The 15,443-nt window shown below is 65.6% G+C and carries 12 protein-coding genes; 7 read left to right on the top strand and 5 right to left on the bottom strand.

Features of this window, described 5'->3' with window-relative positions:
• The first annotated feature begins 4 nt into the window (after positions 1-4).
• Genes AC1DSJ_RS22690 through def form a run of 5 tightly spaced genes read left to right on the top strand, consistent with a single transcriptional unit; the run spans position 5 to position 3,906 of the window.
• A complete protein-coding gene (locus AC1DSJ_RS22690; RefSeq protein ID WP_054420562.1) occupies positions 5-733 on the top strand; it encodes a lysophospholipid acyltransferase family protein in 729 nt (242 codons plus the stop codon).
• On the top strand, positions 720-1,787 hold the full coding sequence (locus AC1DSJ_RS22685) for a M48 family metallopeptidase (RefSeq protein ID WP_427949586.1): 1,068 nt from the start codon (positions 720-722) through the stop codon (positions 1,785-1,787). The genes AC1DSJ_RS22690 and AC1DSJ_RS22685 overlap by 14 nt, the downstream gene beginning before the upstream one ends.
• 20 nt (positions 1,788-1,807) lie before the next feature.
• Positions 1,808-2,950, top strand: a complete 1,143-nt coding sequence (locus AC1DSJ_RS22680; RefSeq protein ID WP_441370519.1) for a 2-aminoethylphosphonate--pyruvate transaminase — start codon at positions 1,808-1,810, stop codon at positions 2,948-2,950.
• Between the two features lie 11 nt (positions 2,951-2,961).
• A complete protein-coding gene (gene gloA / locus AC1DSJ_RS22675) occupies positions 2,962-3,357 on the top strand; it encodes a lactoylglutathione lyase (protein ID WP_054420560.1) in 396 nt (131 codons plus the stop codon).
• Positions 3,358-3,372: 15 nt separating this feature from the next.
• Complete coding sequence (gene def, locus AC1DSJ_RS22670; RefSeq protein WP_054420559.1) at positions 3,373-3,906, top strand: peptide deformylase; 534 nt, start codon at positions 3,373-3,375, stop codon at positions 3,904-3,906.
• On the opposite strand, the gene AC1DSJ_RS22665 is transcribed toward def, so the two are convergent.
• Complete coding sequence (locus AC1DSJ_RS22665; RefSeq protein ID WP_441370518.1) at positions 3,903-6,248, bottom strand: acyl-CoA dehydrogenase; 2,346 nt, start codon at positions 6,246-6,248, stop codon at positions 3,903-3,905. The genes def and AC1DSJ_RS22665 overlap by 4 nt on opposite strands.
• A gap of 149 nt (positions 6,249-6,397) precedes the next feature.
• Between AC1DSJ_RS22665 and AC1DSJ_RS22660 the strand changes: the two genes are divergently transcribed.
• Complete coding sequence (locus tag AC1DSJ_RS22660; protein WP_054420557.1) at positions 6,398-7,627, top strand: nucleoside recognition domain-containing protein; 1,230 nt, start codon at positions 6,398-6,400, stop codon at positions 7,625-7,627.
• A gap of 43 nt (positions 7,628-7,670) precedes the next feature.
• Here AC1DSJ_RS22660 and pyk read toward each other — a convergent pair whose 3' ends face one another.
• Complete coding sequence (pyk, locus tag AC1DSJ_RS22655) at positions 7,671-9,113, bottom strand: pyruvate kinase (RefSeq protein ID WP_054420556.1); 1,443 nt, start codon at positions 9,111-9,113, stop codon at positions 7,671-7,673.
• 128 nt (positions 9,114-9,241) lie between these two features.
• On the opposite strand from pyk, the gene AC1DSJ_RS22650 reads away from it, so the two are divergent.
• Positions 9,242-10,384, top strand: coding sequence for a glycerate kinase (locus AC1DSJ_RS22650; RefSeq protein ID WP_441370517.1), 1,143 nt, complete (start codon positions 9,242-9,244; stop codon positions 10,382-10,384).
• Between the two features lie 120 nt (positions 10,385-10,504).
• Here AC1DSJ_RS22650 and rsmA read toward each other — a convergent pair whose 3' ends face one another.
• The 3 genes from rsmA to AC1DSJ_RS22635 are packed head-to-tail and all read right to left on the bottom strand — an operon-like array spanning position 10,505 to position 15,306.
• Positions 10,505-11,296 carry a 16S rRNA (adenine(1518)-N(6)/adenine(1519)-N(6))-dimethyltransferase RsmA gene (gene rsmA, locus AC1DSJ_RS22645; RefSeq protein ID WP_054420554.1) on the bottom strand — a complete coding sequence of 264 codons (792 nt, stop codon included), beginning with the start codon at positions 11,294-11,296 and terminating at the stop codon, positions 10,505-10,507.
• Positions 11,297-11,314: 18 nt separating this feature from the next.
• Positions 11,315-12,919, bottom strand: a complete 1,605-nt coding sequence (locus AC1DSJ_RS22640) for a peptidylprolyl isomerase (RefSeq protein ID WP_175170758.1) — start codon at positions 12,917-12,919, stop codon at positions 11,315-11,317.
• Positions 12,916-15,306, bottom strand: coding sequence for an LPS-assembly protein LptD (locus tag AC1DSJ_RS22635; protein ID WP_054420552.1), 2,391 nt, complete (start codon positions 15,304-15,306; stop codon positions 12,916-12,918). The genes AC1DSJ_RS22640 and AC1DSJ_RS22635 overlap by 4 nt, the downstream gene beginning before the upstream one ends.
• Positions 15,307-15,443 lie beyond the last annotated feature (137 nt).

The following is a 15,443-nucleotide window of genomic DNA, read 5'->3' as shown; positions in this document are numbered from 1 at the left end:
TTCAATGGCCCGGCTACGTTCGCTGCTGTACTTCATGTTCCTGGCCGTCACGGTCATCCCCTACGCCTTCGCCTGCATCCTGTGGGCGCCGCTGCCGCTGCACTGGCGCTACAAGCTGACGGTGGGCTGGCCGCGTCTGGCCATCTGGGGCGCCAAGGTGTTCTGCGGTATCCGCTGGCAGGTCAAGGGCTGGGAAAACCTGCCCGACGGCCCCGCCGTGATCCTGTCGAAACACCAGTCGGCCTGGGAAACGTTGTTCTTCCCGGCCCACATGCCGCGCGAAGTCTGCTTCGTCTACAAGAAAGAACTGCACATGGTGCCGTTCTTCGGCTGGGGCCTGGCGCTGCTGCGCATGATCGCCATCGACCGTTCGAAAGGCCGCGACGCCTTCGATCAGGTGGTCAAGCAAGGCCAGACCCGCATGGATGAAGGCCGCTGGCCGCTGCTGTTTCCCGAAGGCACTCGCGTGCCGCCGGGCAAGACGGCGCGCTTCAAGATGGGCGGCGCGCTGCTGGCTTCGCGCACGGGCGCCGTCGTCATTCCCGTCGCGCATAACGCCGGCGAGTGCTGGCGGCGCAACGCTTTCGTCAAATATCCCGGCATGATCACCCTATCGATCGGTCCCGCGATAGAATCCAAGGGACTCTCCCCCGAAGAACTGAACCAGAAGGTTCAGGCATGGATCGAAGGGGAAATGCGGCGTCTCAACCCCGAAAGGTATGTCCAGCACTGATCAGCTCGAACTCCTGTTCGACGTGCACGAAGACGACGCGCCCCAGGGCGCGTCGCCGCTGATCGCCACGCCGAAGCCACCGGCCGCGCCCCGCCCCGCTCCCAAGGCGGCGCCCCCGCAGCCGGTCACCCCCAAGACACTTTTCCCCGACGCGCAGGCCGGCACCCGGCCAGACAGTCAACCCCACACGCCCCTCGGCTCGCCGTCCGGCCCCCCGTCCAACGCCGCCCCCTCCGGCGAGCCGCTGTTGACGTTGTCGCCCAATGCGTCGTCGCGCGTACCCACGCCCTGCCCTGATCCTTTGCCGCCCGGCGCGCGCTGGCGCGAAGTGCCGACGGAACAACAGCCCATCGGCTTCGTGCTGCTGCGCTCGCGCCGCCGCAGCATCGGGTTTGTGATCACGGACGACGGCCTTCGAGTCACCGCGCCCAGCTGGGTCACGCTGACACAGATTGACGACGCCGTGCGCGAGAAGGCCCGCTGGATTCTCGCAAAGCTGCGTGAATGGCATGCCCGCAAGCAGCAGCTGGCCATGGCGCACACGCGCTGGCAGGCGGGCGGCGAACTGCCGTATCTGGGCAAGCGCATCCTGATTGGTGTGGGCGGCGACAGCCGTCAAGCCTGGCTGTCCGGTGACGCCGATGCGCCCGCAGACGGCGACACGCTCTGGCTGGCGCTGCCCTCGCATGCCGACCAAAGCCGCATCCGCGACTCTGCCCAAGCCTGGCTGCAACAGCGCGCCGGCGCATGGTTCGGCGCGCGGCTGGCGCACTTCCTGCAAATCAGCGGGCTGAAGATTCGCCGCTGGAGATTGTCATCGGCCGCCACGCGCTGGGGCTCGTGCACCAGCGACGGCAACATCATGCTGAATTGGCGCCTGATCCATTTCGCGCCCGGCATCATTGATTACGTCATCGCGCACGAGCTTGCTCATCTGCGCGAGATGAACCACAGTCAGGACTTCTGGCGCGAAGTGGGCCAGATTCTGCCCGACTTCGAAGACGCCAAGAACATCCTGCGGCGTCACGACCCCGCATCCTTGCCTCAGTTCTGAGGCGTTTTGGAGACTAGACAATGTTGCTGCTGATTCCGGGCCCGGTCACGACCGACGCGCGGGTGAAGGCCGCCATGGCGCAAGACTATGCGCCGTGGGACAACGACTTCCGCGAGACCTACCGGCAGGTCTGCGATGGGGTGCTGCGTGTGGCGCAGGCGTCGTCCGATACGCACGCCGCGCTGGCGCTGCCCGGCTGCGGCCACTTTGCGGTGGAAGCCGCGATCCGTACCTTCGTGCCCACGGGCGGCCGCCTGCTGGCGCCGTCCACAGGCGCATACGCCGCGCGCTTGCAGAAGCTGGCGGGCGACGCGGGCCGTGTGGCGGTGCCCTTGCCCGTGGGCGCCTCCGAACGCGTTGACCCGCAAGCCGTCGCCGCCGTGCTGGAACGCGACCCGACGCTGACGCATCTGGCGCTGGTCTACAGCGAAACCGGCAGCGGCATCTGCCATGACGTGCCTGAGCTGGCCCGCATCGCGCACGCGCTGGGCCGCCGCGTCATCGTCGACGCGGTGTCGGCCTTTGGCGCGTTGCCGCTGGATCTGTCCCTGCTGCCGGCGGTAGACGCCGTCGTGCTGACGGCCAACAAATGCCTGGAAGGGCTGCCGGGCGCAGCCTTTGTGGTGGCGCGCCGTGACGCGCTGGACGCCGCACGCGGCAACGCGGGCAGCTGGTCGCTGGATTTGGCCGACATTTATCAGCACACGTTGGCGCCCAACGCCGGCCCCCGCTTCACGCCCCCCGCGCCAACGATTGCCGCGCTGGCCGTGGCGCTGGAGCTGTATCACCAGGAAGGCCGCGAAGCGCGTCTGGCGCGTTACACCGCCAACATGCGCACGCTCTATGATGGCGTCAGCGAGCTGGGGCTCACGCCTTACCTGCCGCGCGATCAGCAAGGCCCGATTGTCGTCAACGTCCATGCGCCGGATTCGCCTAACTGGCACCTGCAATTGTTCGTCGACGTCCTGAAAGCGCGCGGCTACGTGCTCAGCAATTTTTTCAACACCGAACAACCCACGTTCCGGGTCGGCTGCATCGGCGCCTTTGGCGCCGACCAGATGCGGCTAGCGGTCGACGCCATGGGCGGCGCACTGCGCGACATCGGCATTACACGGGAAGGCGCTGGCGCTGCCCGGTTCTTCCCCCAACCCCTCATCGCTTAAGGAAAAATCCCATGCGTATGCTCCACACCATGCTGCGAGTCGGCAACCTCGACAAGTCCATCGATTTCTACACCAACGTGCTCGGCATGCGCGTCCTGCGCCGCAACGACTACCCGGAAGGCAAGTTCACGCTGGCCTTCGTGGGCTATCAAGACGAATCCGAAGGCGCGGTCATCGAACTGACCCACAACTGGGACACCGACAAGTACGACCTGGGCACCGGCTACGGCCACATCGCCCTGGAAGTCGACAACGCCTACGAAGCCTGTGACAAGGTCAAGGAACGCGGCGGCAAGGTCACCCGCGAAGCCGGCCCGATGAAGCACGGCAAGACGGTCATCGCCTTTGTGGAAGACCCGGACGGCTACAAGATCGAGTTCATTCAGAAGAAAGACCGCCAGGACTAATCAGGAACGCCAGCCATGATCCACCCCATCCTCAAAATGGGCGACCCGCGCCTGCTGCGCGTGGCGCCCCCGGTGGAGCGTTTCGACACGCCCGAGCTGCATGCCCTGATCGAAGACATGTTCGAGACCATGGCGGCGGCGCAGGGCGTGGGCCTGGCCGCGCCGCAGATTGGCGTGGACTTGCAACTGGTGATCTTCGGTTTCGACCGCAACGAGCGCTATCCCGACGCGCCCGCCGTGCCGCAGACCATCCTGTGCAATCCCGTCATCACGCCGCTTTCCGACGAAAAGGAAGACGGCTGGGAAGGCTGCCTGTCGGTGCCGGGGCTGCGCGGGCTGGTGCCGCGCTACCGCCACATCCGCTACAGCGGCTTCGACCCCTATGGCAAACCGATCGAGCGCGAAGCCGAAGGCTTTCACGCCCGCGTGGTGCAGCATGAATGCGATCACCTGATCGGCCGCCTGTACCCGTCGCGCATCCAGGATTTCTCGAAGTTCGGCTTCACGGAAATCCTGTTCCCGGGCATGGACCCGAACGCCGACGATTAAGCGTCCGGGCGGGGGGCAGGCGCGGCGGACGCGGTATCGGACGCGGTATCGGATGCATCGCCCGCCGCCTCGCCAGACGCCTTGGCCGCCTGCGGCGACAACTCCTCCGGCGCGAAATCATCCACCTGCAAGACCTGCGACACCAGCGCCTCGGCAGCCTCCAGCTGCGCGGCCTGCGTGTCGGTGATGGCGCCGCGCTGATGCGCCTCGCGCCAATCACGCACGCCAGATTGCCGCAGCCGGTCGCGGATGGGCTGCACGGCGTCCACCAGCGCAAACGCACGCGTCAGATCGGCCAGCGGGTCGTGCGCCCGCCGTCCGCCCCCCAGCAGCACGCCCGCCGCCGGATTGCCGGACGGTTCCCGATGCAGGTCCGCCGCCAGCCGCACATGTGTGGGCGACGGCTTCAACAGCAGCTCCGCGCATTCCCGGGTCAGCGCGTCGTTTGGCCCGCGGGCCAGCCGCAGCGGCAGGATGGCCGCGCGCAGCCCCCAGGCCAGCACGCGGCCCGGCAGGTTGCGCAGCACCTGATCCAGGCTCTTTTCGATGGTGGCGTAGCCCTGCTCCATGCACCAATGCACCAGCGGCAGGTCGTCGTGCTTGCGCCCGTCGTCCTCCCAGCGCTTGAGCACGGCGGATAGCAGATACAGCTCGGACAGCACATCGCCCAATCGGGCCGAGATCATTTCGCGCCGCTTCAAGCCGCCGCCCAACTGCGCCAAGGTGGCGTCCGCCAGCAACGCAAACCCCGCCGAATAACGCCCCAACCGGCGGTAGTGTCCCGCCGTGGGGCCTGACACCGGCGACGGCGCCAGCATTCCACCCGTCCACGCGCGGCCGATCGCGCGCAGCGTGTTCTTGCCCGCGTGGCGCAGATGCCGCCAGAACACATCGTGGAAAACCTCGATGCCGCGCTCTTCGTCCGGGTTGGCCAAAGCCAGCATTTCCGGCATCAGGTACGGATGCGCGCGGATGGCGCCCTGGCCGAAGATGATCAGATTGCGCGTCAGGATGTTCGCGCCTTCCACGGTGATGGCGATTGGCACCGAGCGATACAGCGCCCCCAAGTAGTTGCTGGGCCCGTCGATGACGGCGCGCCCGGCGTGCACATCCATTGCCGCATTGACCGAGCCGCGCATGCGTTCGGTGGCGTGATATTTCATGATGCCGGATACCACTGCCGGCTTCACATCCTGGTTCAACGCCGCGCACGTCAGGCGGCGGGCCGCTTCGACCAGATAGGCGTTGCCCGCCAGCACAGCCAGCTGTTCCTGCACGCCTTCGAATTTACCGACCGGGATGCCAAATTGCTCACGCACGCGGGCATACATGCCGGTCGTGTGCGCGCACATGACCGCGGCTGCGGCCGACAGCGATGGCAGCGATATGCCACGCCCCGCCGCCAGCGCGCTCATCAGCATCTTCCAGCCCTGCCCCGCACGCGCCTCGCCGCCGATCAGCGCGTCCAGCGGCACGAACACATCGCGCCCCTTGTTGGGGCCATTCTGAAAGACCTGCATCGCGGGCAAATGGCGCCGTCCGATCTCCACGCCCGGCGCCTCGGTGGGCACCAGCGCCACTGAAATGCCGATGTCTTTCGCGCCGCCCAGAATGCCGTCGGGGTCGCTCATCTTGAACGCCAGGCCCAGCACCGTCGCAACCGGCCCCAGCGTGATGTAGCGCTTGTGCCAGTTCAGCCGGATACCGATGAGCTCGCGGCCGTCCACCACCTGGCGGCAGACGACGCCGGTGTCGACCATGGAGGCGGCGTCCGACCCGGCCTCGGGGCTGGTGAGGCCGAAGCACGGCACTTCCCTGCCATCCGCCAGCCGGGGCAGCCAATAGTCGCGTTGTGCGGGCGTGCCGAACTGCATCAGCAATTCGCCCGGCCCAAGGGAGTTGGGCACCATCACCGTCACGCCCGCGGTGATGGAATACGCCGAGATGCGCCGCACCACTTCCGAATGCGCATAGGGCGAAAAGCCCAGTCCGCCGTAGCGGCGCGGGATGATCATGCCGAAGAAGCGCTGCGATTTCAGAAACGCCCAGACCGCTGGCGGCAGGTCACGCCGGTTCCAGGTGATGTCCCATTCGTCCAGCATGGAACACAGTTGCGCCACCGGGCCGTCGATGAACGCCTGTTCTTCGCGGGTCAGCGTGGCGGCGGGCACGTCGAGCAGCTTGCGCCAGTCGGGGTTGCCGGTGAACAGGTCTGCGTCCCACCAGGTGTCTCCGGCCTCGATGGCCTCGCGCTCGGTCGCCGACATGGGAGGCAGGGCGTTGCGCGCCCAGCGGTACGCAGGTTCCGAGATGCGGCGGCGGCGCCAGGCATTGAAATCCATGAGTGTCCCTCACTGTTATGGCCCTAGGGCGGTTCGGGTCAAAGTACCAGAATTGGCGGCGCGCGGCCAAGCCGGACAGCGCTGACTCTGCGACAATGGGCGTCCCCCGCGCTGGTGCGCAATCAACCGCTATCCGGGCATCAAGACGCATGCTGAACAAACTCTGGCTGGGCTTCTTCCTGACCGCCGCCGCCGCCGCGCTGTACCGCTGGCTGGCCATCGGAGACCCCGACGTTTTCCGCCTGATGGTGGCCAGCCTGTTCGACATGGCGCGCGTATCCGTGGAAGTCATGGTGCTGCTGTTTGGCACGCTGACCCTGTGGCTGGGCTTTCTGCGCATCGCCGAAGGCGCGGGGCTGGTGGAGCGGCTGGCGCGTTTGCTGGGGCCGCTGTTTGCCCGCCTGATGCCCGAGGTGCCACGCAATCATCCCGCCATTGGTCTGATCACGCTGAACTTCGCCGCCAATGGGCTGGGGCTGGACAACGCCGCCACACCGATCGGCCTGCGCGCCATGCGCGAGCTGCAATCGCTGAACCCCACGCCCGAGACCGCCACCAACGCGCAGATCCTGTTCCTGGTGCTGAATGCGTCATCGTTGACGTTGCTGCCCGTCACGCTCTTCATGTTCCGCGCGCAACAGGGCGCGGCGGACCCGACGCTGGTATTCCTGCCCATCCTGCTGGCCACCAGCGCATCCACGCTGGCGGGCTTTCTGGCGGTTGCCCTGTGCCAGCGGCTGCGGTTGGCCGACCCCGTCGTCATGCTGTGGCTGGGCGGCGCGGCGCTCGTCATGGGCGGATTCATGGCGCTCTTGGCCAGCATGTCGGCAGTGGCCATCGCGTCGCTGTCGTCGCTGATGGGCAATCTGGCGCTGTTCGGCATCCTGCTGGCGTTCCTGATTGCGGGCGCCTGGAAAAAAGTGCCGGTGTACGAAGCCTTCATCGAAGGCGCCAAAGAAGGCTTCGACATCGCCAAGAGCCTGCTGCCCTATCTGGTGGCGATGCTGTGCGCCGTGGGCGTGCTGCGGGCCTCGGGCGCGCTGGACTTTCTGTTGGACGGTATCCGCTGGATGGCGCAGCACGCGGGCTGGGACACGCGTTTCGTTGACGCGCTGCCCACCGCGCTGGTCAAGCCGTTTTCCGGCAGCGCAGCGCGCGCGATGATGCTGGAAACCATGACGCACTTCGGCGTCGACAGCTTCCCCGCGCTGCTCGCCGCGGTGATGCAAGGCAGCACCGAAACCACCTTCTATGTGCTGGCGGTGTATTTCGGATCAGTGGGAATTCTGCGCGCGCGCCACGCGGTGGGCTGCGCGCTGATCGCCGATCTGGCTGGTGTGCTGGCCGCGATCGGCGTGTGCTACTGGTTCTTCGGCTGAAGGCGATAACTGCCTGCGGGGCAAGCCCCGCAGGCGCCGCGCGTCAATCCACCAGCAGGATTTTCATGCCGTTGGTGCCACCGCTGTCGCGGTAGAAATCACCCTTGGTGAGAATGACCCAATCGCCCGTCTGCACCAGGTTGCGCTTGCGCAGTTCGTCGATGGCGGCGTTGCTCAGATCGGCCGGTTCGTAATCCGACGGCGAGAACGGAATGGTGTAGACGCCACGGAACATCGCCACGCGATTCTGCGTCAGGCTGTGCGGGCTGTAGCAGTAGATCGGCACGCCCGACCGGATGCGCGACATGATCAGCGGCGTGTGGCCGCTTTCGGTCAACGCGATGATGGCTTTGACGCCCGGGAAATGATTGGCCGCGTACATGGCCGCCAGCGCGATGGTTTCATCGCAGCGCGTGAACGTTTCGCCCATGCGGTGATGCGACTTCGTGGACGTGGGATGCTTTTCCGCGCCCAGGCACACACGCGCCATCGCTTGCACGGTTTCCACGGGGTACTGGCCTGACGCGCTTTCGGCGGACAGCATCACGGCGTCGGTGTAATCCAGCACGGCGTTGGCCACGTCGGACACTTCGGCGCGCGTGGGCATGGGGCTGGAGATCATGGATTCCATCATCTGCGTCGCCGTGATCACGACCTTGTTCAGCGTGCGGGCGTGCTGGATGATGCGCTTCTGAATGCCCACCAATTCGGCGTCGCCCACTTCCACGCCCAGGTCGCCGCGCGCCACCATCACGCCGTCGCTCGCGCGGATCAGCGAGTCCAGCGCTTCGTCGTCCGCAACGGCTTCGGCGCGTTCGATTTTGGCGATGATCCAGGCCTGGCTGCCCGCTTCGGCAAGCAGGGTGCGGGCTTCGTCGATGTCGCTGCCATAGCGCGGGAACGACACCGCGACGTAATCCAGCTCCATCTCGGCGGCCAGCTTGATGTCGACGCGGTCTTTGTCGGTGAGGCTGGGCGCAGACAAGCCGCCGCCACGGCGGTTGATGCCCTTGTTGTTCGACAGCGGGCCGCCGACGGTGACGGTCGTGTGGACCTCGTCGCCTTCAACGCGGTCAACCACCAGCACCACGCGGCCGTCGTCCAGCAACAGCTCGTCGCCCACGCGGCAGTCGGTCACGAGTTCGGGGTAGTCAATGCCGACGATGCTGGCGTTGCCGGCATCCTTGGGATGCACGCGCGACAGCGTGAACGGCTGGCCGACTTGCAGCTGCACCAGCTTGTCGGTGAAGCGCGCAATGCGGATCTTGGGGCCTTGAAGGTCGCCCATGATGGCGACGAAGCGGCCTTGCTTGGCGGCGATCTCGCGCACGAGGCGGGCGCGGTCGCGGTGATCGTCCGCGCTGCCGTGCGAGAAGTTCAAACGGGCCACATCCAGGCCTGCGCGGATCAAGGCTTCAATGCGTTCGGGCGACGAAGTCGAAGGGCCCAAGGTGGCGACAATTTTTGTGCGGCGCAATACAGGCATGACGGTCCACTCTCGCAAAAACAACGAAAGCGCTATGGTACGCCGCCTGCGTTCGCACGGGTATCATGGTCGTCACGCCGGCCTTCTCGCCACCTTCATCGCAGCCTTTTACGAGCCCAGTCAAACCCGTGAAAATTGTCATCGCTCCCGACTCTTTCAAAGAAAGCGTGTCCGCGCCCGATGCGGCGGCGGCCATTGCGCGCGGCGTCAAAGCCGCGTTTCCCGGCGCCCACACGGTGTGCGTGCCGATGGCCGACGGTGGCGAAGGAACGGTTGAAGCCGTGCTGGCTGCAACCGGCGGCAAGGAACACGAGCTGACGGTAAATGATGCGCTCGGCTACAAGGTCGACGCCATCTGGGGGCTGCTGGCAGACGGCACCGCCGTGATCGAAATGGCGGCAGCAGCCGGGCTTGAACTGATCTCGCCCAGCAAGCGCGACCCGATGCGCGCCAGCAGCCACGGCGTGGGCGAACTGATCCTGGCGGCGGTTAACGCCGGCGCCACGCGCATCATCCTGGGCCTGGGCGGTTCGGCCACCAACGACGGCGGCGCCGGCATGCTGACCGCGCTGGGCGTGCGTTTGCTGGACGCCGACGGCCACAGCCTGCCGCCCGGCGGCGGCGCGCTGGGCAAGCTGGCCAGCATCGACACGCGCGGGCTTGATCCGCGTCTGGCCAAGATCCGCATCGATATCGCCTCGGACGTCGACAACCCGCTATGCGGCCCGCACGGCGCATCCCATATCTTCGGCCCGCAAAAAGGCGCCACGCCGGAACAGGTGCAAACGCTGGATCAGATGCTGGGCAATTTCGCCGATGTCTGCGCGCACCATCTGGGCGTGGACCATCGCAATGAGCCGGGCGCGGGCGCGGCAGGCGGCTTGGGTTTCGCCGCCAAGGCATTTCTGCAAGCGCACTTTCGCCCGGGCGTCGAGATCGTGGCGGAGCTGGGCCATTTGGCTGAAGCCATCGAAGGCGCCACGCTGGTGTTCACCGGCGAAGGCCGCATGGACGCGCAGACGCTGCGCGGCAAGACACCGGCCGGTGTGGCAAAGATTGCACAACGCGCGGGTGTGCCGGTCGTGGCGTTGGCGGGGTCGCTGGGGGATGGCTATGAAGCGCTGCATGCCGTCGGCATCAGCGCGGCGTTCAGCTTGGCGCCGGGGCCGATCACGTTGCAGCAGGCGCTGACGGACGCAGAAAAGCTGCTGGCGGATCGTGCGCGCGATGTGATGCAGCTGTGGATGGCGGCGCAGAAACGGATGCTGTAAGGGGCCGGGGGTACCGCTGGCACGCTGCCCATCGGCGTCGTTCTGTCCATCAGCCATGACGCGCCCGGCACCATAAAAAAAGCCCGCATCATCGCGGGCTTTCTCATGCGCGGCCGGAACTCAGGCGCTTTGCAGCACGCCCGCTTCCACCAGCGCGTCCGACAAGCGGATATAGCGGTCGACCGAGATATCTTCCGCGCGTGCGGTCGGCGCAATGTCCAGCGCTTCCCACGGCACTTGCGGCGCCCAGTCGGCCAGCACGCGGCGCAGCATCTTGCGGCGTTGCGAGAAGGCGCGCGCCACCACCGTTTCAAAGGCGCGGACACTGACCGGACGCAGCCGGTCTGCCGGCAGCGGCACCATGCGCACAATCGCCGACACCACCTTGGGCGGCGGATCGAACGCTTCCGGCGGCACGTCGAACAGCTTGTGCATGCGATAGCGCGATTGCAGCATCACGGACAGGCGGCTGAAATCGCCCGAGCCCGGTTGCGCGACCATGCGGTCGATCACTTCGCGCTGCAACATGAAATGCTGGTCGCGAATGTGGTCGGCCCACGTCATCAGATGGAACAGCAGCGGGCTGGAAATGTTGTAGGGCAGATTGCCCACGACACGCAGCGCGCTGCCGAACTGTGAAAAATCGACCGTAAGCGCATCGGCCTCGACCACCGTCAGGCGGCCGGCTTCGAACTGCTTGCGCAGGCGGGCGGCCAGATCGCGGTCGATCTCAACCGCGGTCAGATGGTCCAGCCGCTCAAGCAGCGGCCGGGTCAGCGCAGACAAACCCGGGCCGATTTCGACCACGGCATCGTCACGGGCGGGTGCAACCGCCCGGACGATGGACTCGACGACACTTTCGTCGGTCAGAAAGTTCTGGCCAAAGCGCTTGCGCGCCTGGTGTTGAGACATGAAAAGCCCGTAATGCGTTTAGCGGTTGTTCTGCTGGATCTTCTGCTGCTTTTCAAGACGGTTGTCGACGTACGCCTGAGCGCGCAACTGGTCGAGCCAATCTTCAAAGGCAGGCTGGGCACGGCGCTCGAACAGAATCTGGCGCGCCTTCATGCGGGCCAGCTCGTCGGTGACGTCGTGCTGACGGCGTTCTTCAACCTGGATCAAGTGCCAACCGAAAGGCGACTGGATCGGCGGGCTGATTTCGCCCGGCTTCAAGGCATTCATGGCGGCTTCGAACGGCGGCACGGTTTCGCCCGGGTTCAACCAGCCCAGCTCGCCGCCCTGAGGCGCGTTCGAATCCTGCGAGTATTGACGCGCCATGTCTTCGAACTTGGCGTCGCCAGCCACCAGGCGCTGACGCACCTGCTCCAGACGTTGACGCGCGGTTTCGTCGCTCATGACGGTGGACGTCTTGATCAGGATGTGGCGCGCACGGGTCTGCATCACTTCCGTCGGCCCTTGCTGCGCCGGCGCTTGCGGGCGCGCAGCGGGTTGCGGAGCCGGCGTGGGCGCCGGCGCGCGCGCGGTGCGGCCAGGCGCCGGTTGGGCGGTGCCGCGGTCCATGACCTTGATGATGTGGAAGCCGTTGCCGCTTTGGATCAAGCCCGACACATCGCCCTTCTGCAGATTGCCGATGGCCTTGACGAACAGGTCGGGCCATCCATCCAGCGGACGGACGCCCATGACGCCGCCTTGCAGCGCTTCCGGGCCGTCCGAGGCGGCGGCCGCCAGGCTGGCGAAGTCGTCGCCGCGCTTGGCGCGCGCCAGGACGCCTTCGGCCTTCTTGCGCAAGGCCGCCAATTGCTCCGGTGTCGAGCCTTCCGGCACGCGCACCAAAATCTGCGCCAACGCGTAGAGCATCGGGCCCGACGGCGCCGCGGCTTGTTCGGGCGCGGGTTGCTGCTGGGCCTGCTGTTGCGCTTGCTGCTGAGCGGCCGCTTGCGGCGATGCGCCGAACGCCGGATTGCGGCGTTGGTCCTTCAGGAAGGCATCCACCTCGGCGTCCGAGATGACGATGGTGGAATCCACCGCGCGCTGGCGCAGGCGATCCGTGCGGATCTCATCGCGCAGCGATTTGCGGTAGGCATCCCACGAGGTGCCCGACTTTTCGATTTCGGCGCGCAGTTGCGCCACGCTGATCTTGTTGCGGCCGGCGATGGTCGTGATGGCCTGATCAACCTGGGCGTCGTCCACGCGAATGCCAAGGCGATCCGCTTCGTGGCGCTGCACGCGTTCCATGATCAGGCGTTGCAGCACCTGATGCTGCAAGGTCTGGTCGTCCGGCACCTGGATGCCGCGCGACTTCAGTTCAGACGCAATACGGACCGACGCATCGCGCAATTCGCGCAGCGTGATCACGTCCTTGTCGACCACGGCGGCAATGCCGTCCACGAACTGTTCGCCCTTGGCGGCGGGTGCGGCCGGCGCGGCCTTCTGCGAAGCGGCGGGCGCGGCCTTGCCGCCATTGCTTGCGGGCCGGCCCGTCTGCTCGGCCGCGTGTGCGGCGGGCAGGCCGGCGCACAGCGCCAGCAACAGCGCACTGCCGGACAGGCGGCGCAAAGAGTGCAACCTACGCATCATTCATACCTTTCAAATGTGGTCCCGGCCGGCGCAGGCGGGGTAATGCCGGTGTAGCCAGGGATACTTCTGTTCAGCAGGTTCATCGGATCGGTTCCCAAGGAACCCAGACCGGTCAGCTCAAGCTGGAAGAACACTGCGGAGTTGGCGTCCGTTGCCGACACGGCGTAGCGCTGATAGACCACGCGGCCCACCCAGCAGCAATCACCCTTGTACTCCAGGCCGGCGATGGCCTGCGTAACGCGGGGGGATTCCGTCGTATTGGCGACCGTGCTCGACGGCCCGGAGCGCAAGGAATAGTCGACGCGGCCAACGCCATACCAGCGCTTGCTGAAGGGCCATTGCATCGCCAGACTGATCTGGTTCTGCCCCTGCGGCTGATACTGGACCCCCGTTTGAGGATCACGCTGATAGCGGTACGACAGCGCCACCGTCGTCAGACGCTGCGGCGACCAGCGCGCGCTGACCAAGCCGCGCGACCAGTTGTTGTCATACGGGTTGTACTGCGCCGCCACGTCGGTGCTGAGCGTATCGGTCAGCGCCGCGCTGGCGCCCACCAGGAAGTCCGACCGCACATTTTCGCGCGGCGTCTCGCCCGGCAGGGTCACTTTCTGGTCTTCAAAGTACAGGCGCTGGGCCACGGCCAGCGACATGCGTTCGAAGCCGGTATTGGCGTCCAGCCAGCGCGTCGTCAACGCCGCGGTCAGCTGGTTGGCGTTGGAAATACGATCCCAGCCGCCCGTGTAGATGTTCTCTTCGAAGGCCTGCGAGAAGCTGAAATCCGCCAGTGACGTATCGTAGACGGGCATCTTGGACTGATCCCGGTACGGCACGCGCAGGTAATACAGGCGCGGTTCGAGCGTCTGCGTGGAGGCCTTGCCGAACAGCGAGGTGTCGCGTTCGAAGATCATGCCGGCGTCCAAGGACATGATGGGGACGGTGCGCGATTGCGAACGCGGAAGTCCATCCGCCGACCCCCCATTGAGACCGAGTGCGTCCACCCCATACCATTTCGTTTGGTACTGGGTGTAATTGACACCAGCCTTGGGAATAATGAACCAACCCGGGCGAATGACCGGATACGACACCGTCGGATAGCTCTGCAAGCGGTCGCCATCTGGATAACGCAATGTGGAGCCAAAATCAGGACGGCGGAAACGCACTGCCGTCGTGGTCCAATCTACGTCGAAACCACCCCAGTCATAGCGTGCACCCCGCAAAAAGAGCTCGGGTTCTTTGTCATAGGGCGGCACCAGGGGCGCATCCGGGTCCTGCAGCGTCTGATACTTGTAGACCTGTGCGTACGCACTCCAGTAATTGGAACTCCAGCCCACTCGGCCACGCTGCGGCAGATACGTCGTCGATGCCTGGTTCAGGCCCAACTGCGAAATATCGCGGAAATAGTTGTCGTCCGAGACCTTGGCGATGTCCCAGTCCGCATAGAAGCCATGCGATAAGACCTGCTGATGGCGCCACCAGTACATCCACCGGTCTTCGCCAGTAATGTTGTCATTGGGCAGATAGGTGCCATCCATCGTGCCGACGTAGCTGTTGCCCAGATACCGGAATTCGCCGCCCAACTGCATGCCGCGCTTGGAGAAATAGCGGGGCTGGATGGTTGCGTCGTAATTGGGCGCCAGGTTCAGGTAGTACGGCAGTGAGAAGTCGAAACCGCCCTGGCTGGTCGTGCCGTAGGTCGGCACAAGAAAGCCCGACTTGCGTTCCTTCTTGACCGGAAAGGTCATGTAGGGCGCCGCCAGAATTGGCACGTCCTTGAAATACAGCACGCCGTTGCGCGCCACGCCTTCGTTCTCGTCGAAATCGATGTCGACGGTGTTGGCCTTGATGTACCAGGACGGCGTCTCGCACGAGCAGCCGCTATAGGTCACCGTATGCAGCCGCATCTGCGACTTGCTGAAAATATCCGCGTGTTCGGCCACGGCGAAACCGCCGGTGGCGCCCATCCAGAAGTTGGGCTTTTCGACTTCGCCGGAATACTTGTCGACGTTGAACTTGGCGTTCGGGCCGGTCACCAGCGTGCCGTCGCGCATCATGCGCGCGCTGCCCTGGACGTCGACCTCGCCCGTATCCTTGCGGTAGTTGATGCGGTCGCCCTTGATCACGCCGTCGATGCGGCGCACCTGCGCGCTGCCCGTCAGGGTCAGGTCGGAATCCGGATCGCCTTCAATGCTGTCCGCTTCCATATAGGCGGGGATGCTGTCGTCCGGCAGGCGGTGGATGCGCAAACCGGGAGAGGTGCGCAGCACGGGAGCCGAGGAGGCGGCGGTCGCCGACGATGCAGCTGGTGTCGCGGTCTGGCTGCCTTGAGCCTGAACGGCTCCGGCGGCGACGCTGACAGCAGAGAGGATCAACCACCGAACCTTGCGCACGAGTGAAAACAGCCCTTATCTACGATGGGAAATCCGGCATCGGCGCCCGAAAAGGCCCCAATGCGAATGGAAACGAGCCGGTATTATAGAGAAGCCGCGCCATACGCCCAGCCTTATGTGCGCCGAACGCAAATTTC

This window comes from Achromobacter sp. 01N37, assembly GCF_056399725.1.
Note: the sequence above shows the minus strand (reverse complement) of the source record. Positions and strands in the feature narration are given on the sequence as shown.

Excerpts from the sequence above, each read along its gene's own strand:
- AC1DSJ_RS22660 (WP_054420557.1), top strand. The coding sequence starts at position 6,398 with ATGCTGAACAAACTCTGGCTGGGCTTCTTCCTGACCGCCGCCGCCGCC.
- AC1DSJ_RS22690 (WP_054420562.1), top strand. The coding sequence starts at position 5 with ATGGCCCGGCTACGTTCGCTGCTGTACTTCATGTTCCTGGCCGTCACG.
- rsmA (WP_054420554.1), bottom strand. The coding sequence starts at position 11,296 with ATGTCTCAACACCAGGCGCGCAAGCGCTTTGGCCAGAACTTTCTGACC.
- pyk (WP_054420556.1), bottom strand. The coding sequence starts at position 9,113 with ATGCCTGTATTGCGCCGCACAAAAATTGTCGCCACCTTGGGCCCTTCG.
- gloA (WP_054420560.1), top strand. The coding sequence starts at position 2,962 with ATGCGTATGCTCCACACCATGCTGCGAGTCGGCAACCTCGACAAGTCC.
- AC1DSJ_RS22680 (WP_441370519.1), top strand. The coding sequence starts at position 1,808 with ATGTTGCTGCTGATTCCGGGCCCGGTCACGACCGACGCGCGGGTGAAG.
- AC1DSJ_RS22685 (WP_427949586.1), top strand. The coding sequence starts at position 720 with ATGTCCAGCACTGATCAGCTCGAACTCCTGTTCGACGTGCACGAAGAC.
- AC1DSJ_RS22665 (WP_441370518.1), bottom strand. The coding sequence starts at position 6,248 with ATGGATTTCAATGCCTGGCGCCGCCGCCGCATCTCGGAACCTGCGTAC.
- AC1DSJ_RS22640 (WP_175170758.1), bottom strand. The coding sequence starts at position 12,919 with ATGATGCGTAGGTTGCACTCTTTGCGCCGCCTGTCCGGCAGTGCGCTG.
- def (WP_054420559.1), top strand. The coding sequence starts at position 3,373 with ATGATCCACCCCATCCTCAAAATGGGCGACCCGCGCCTGCTGCGCGTG.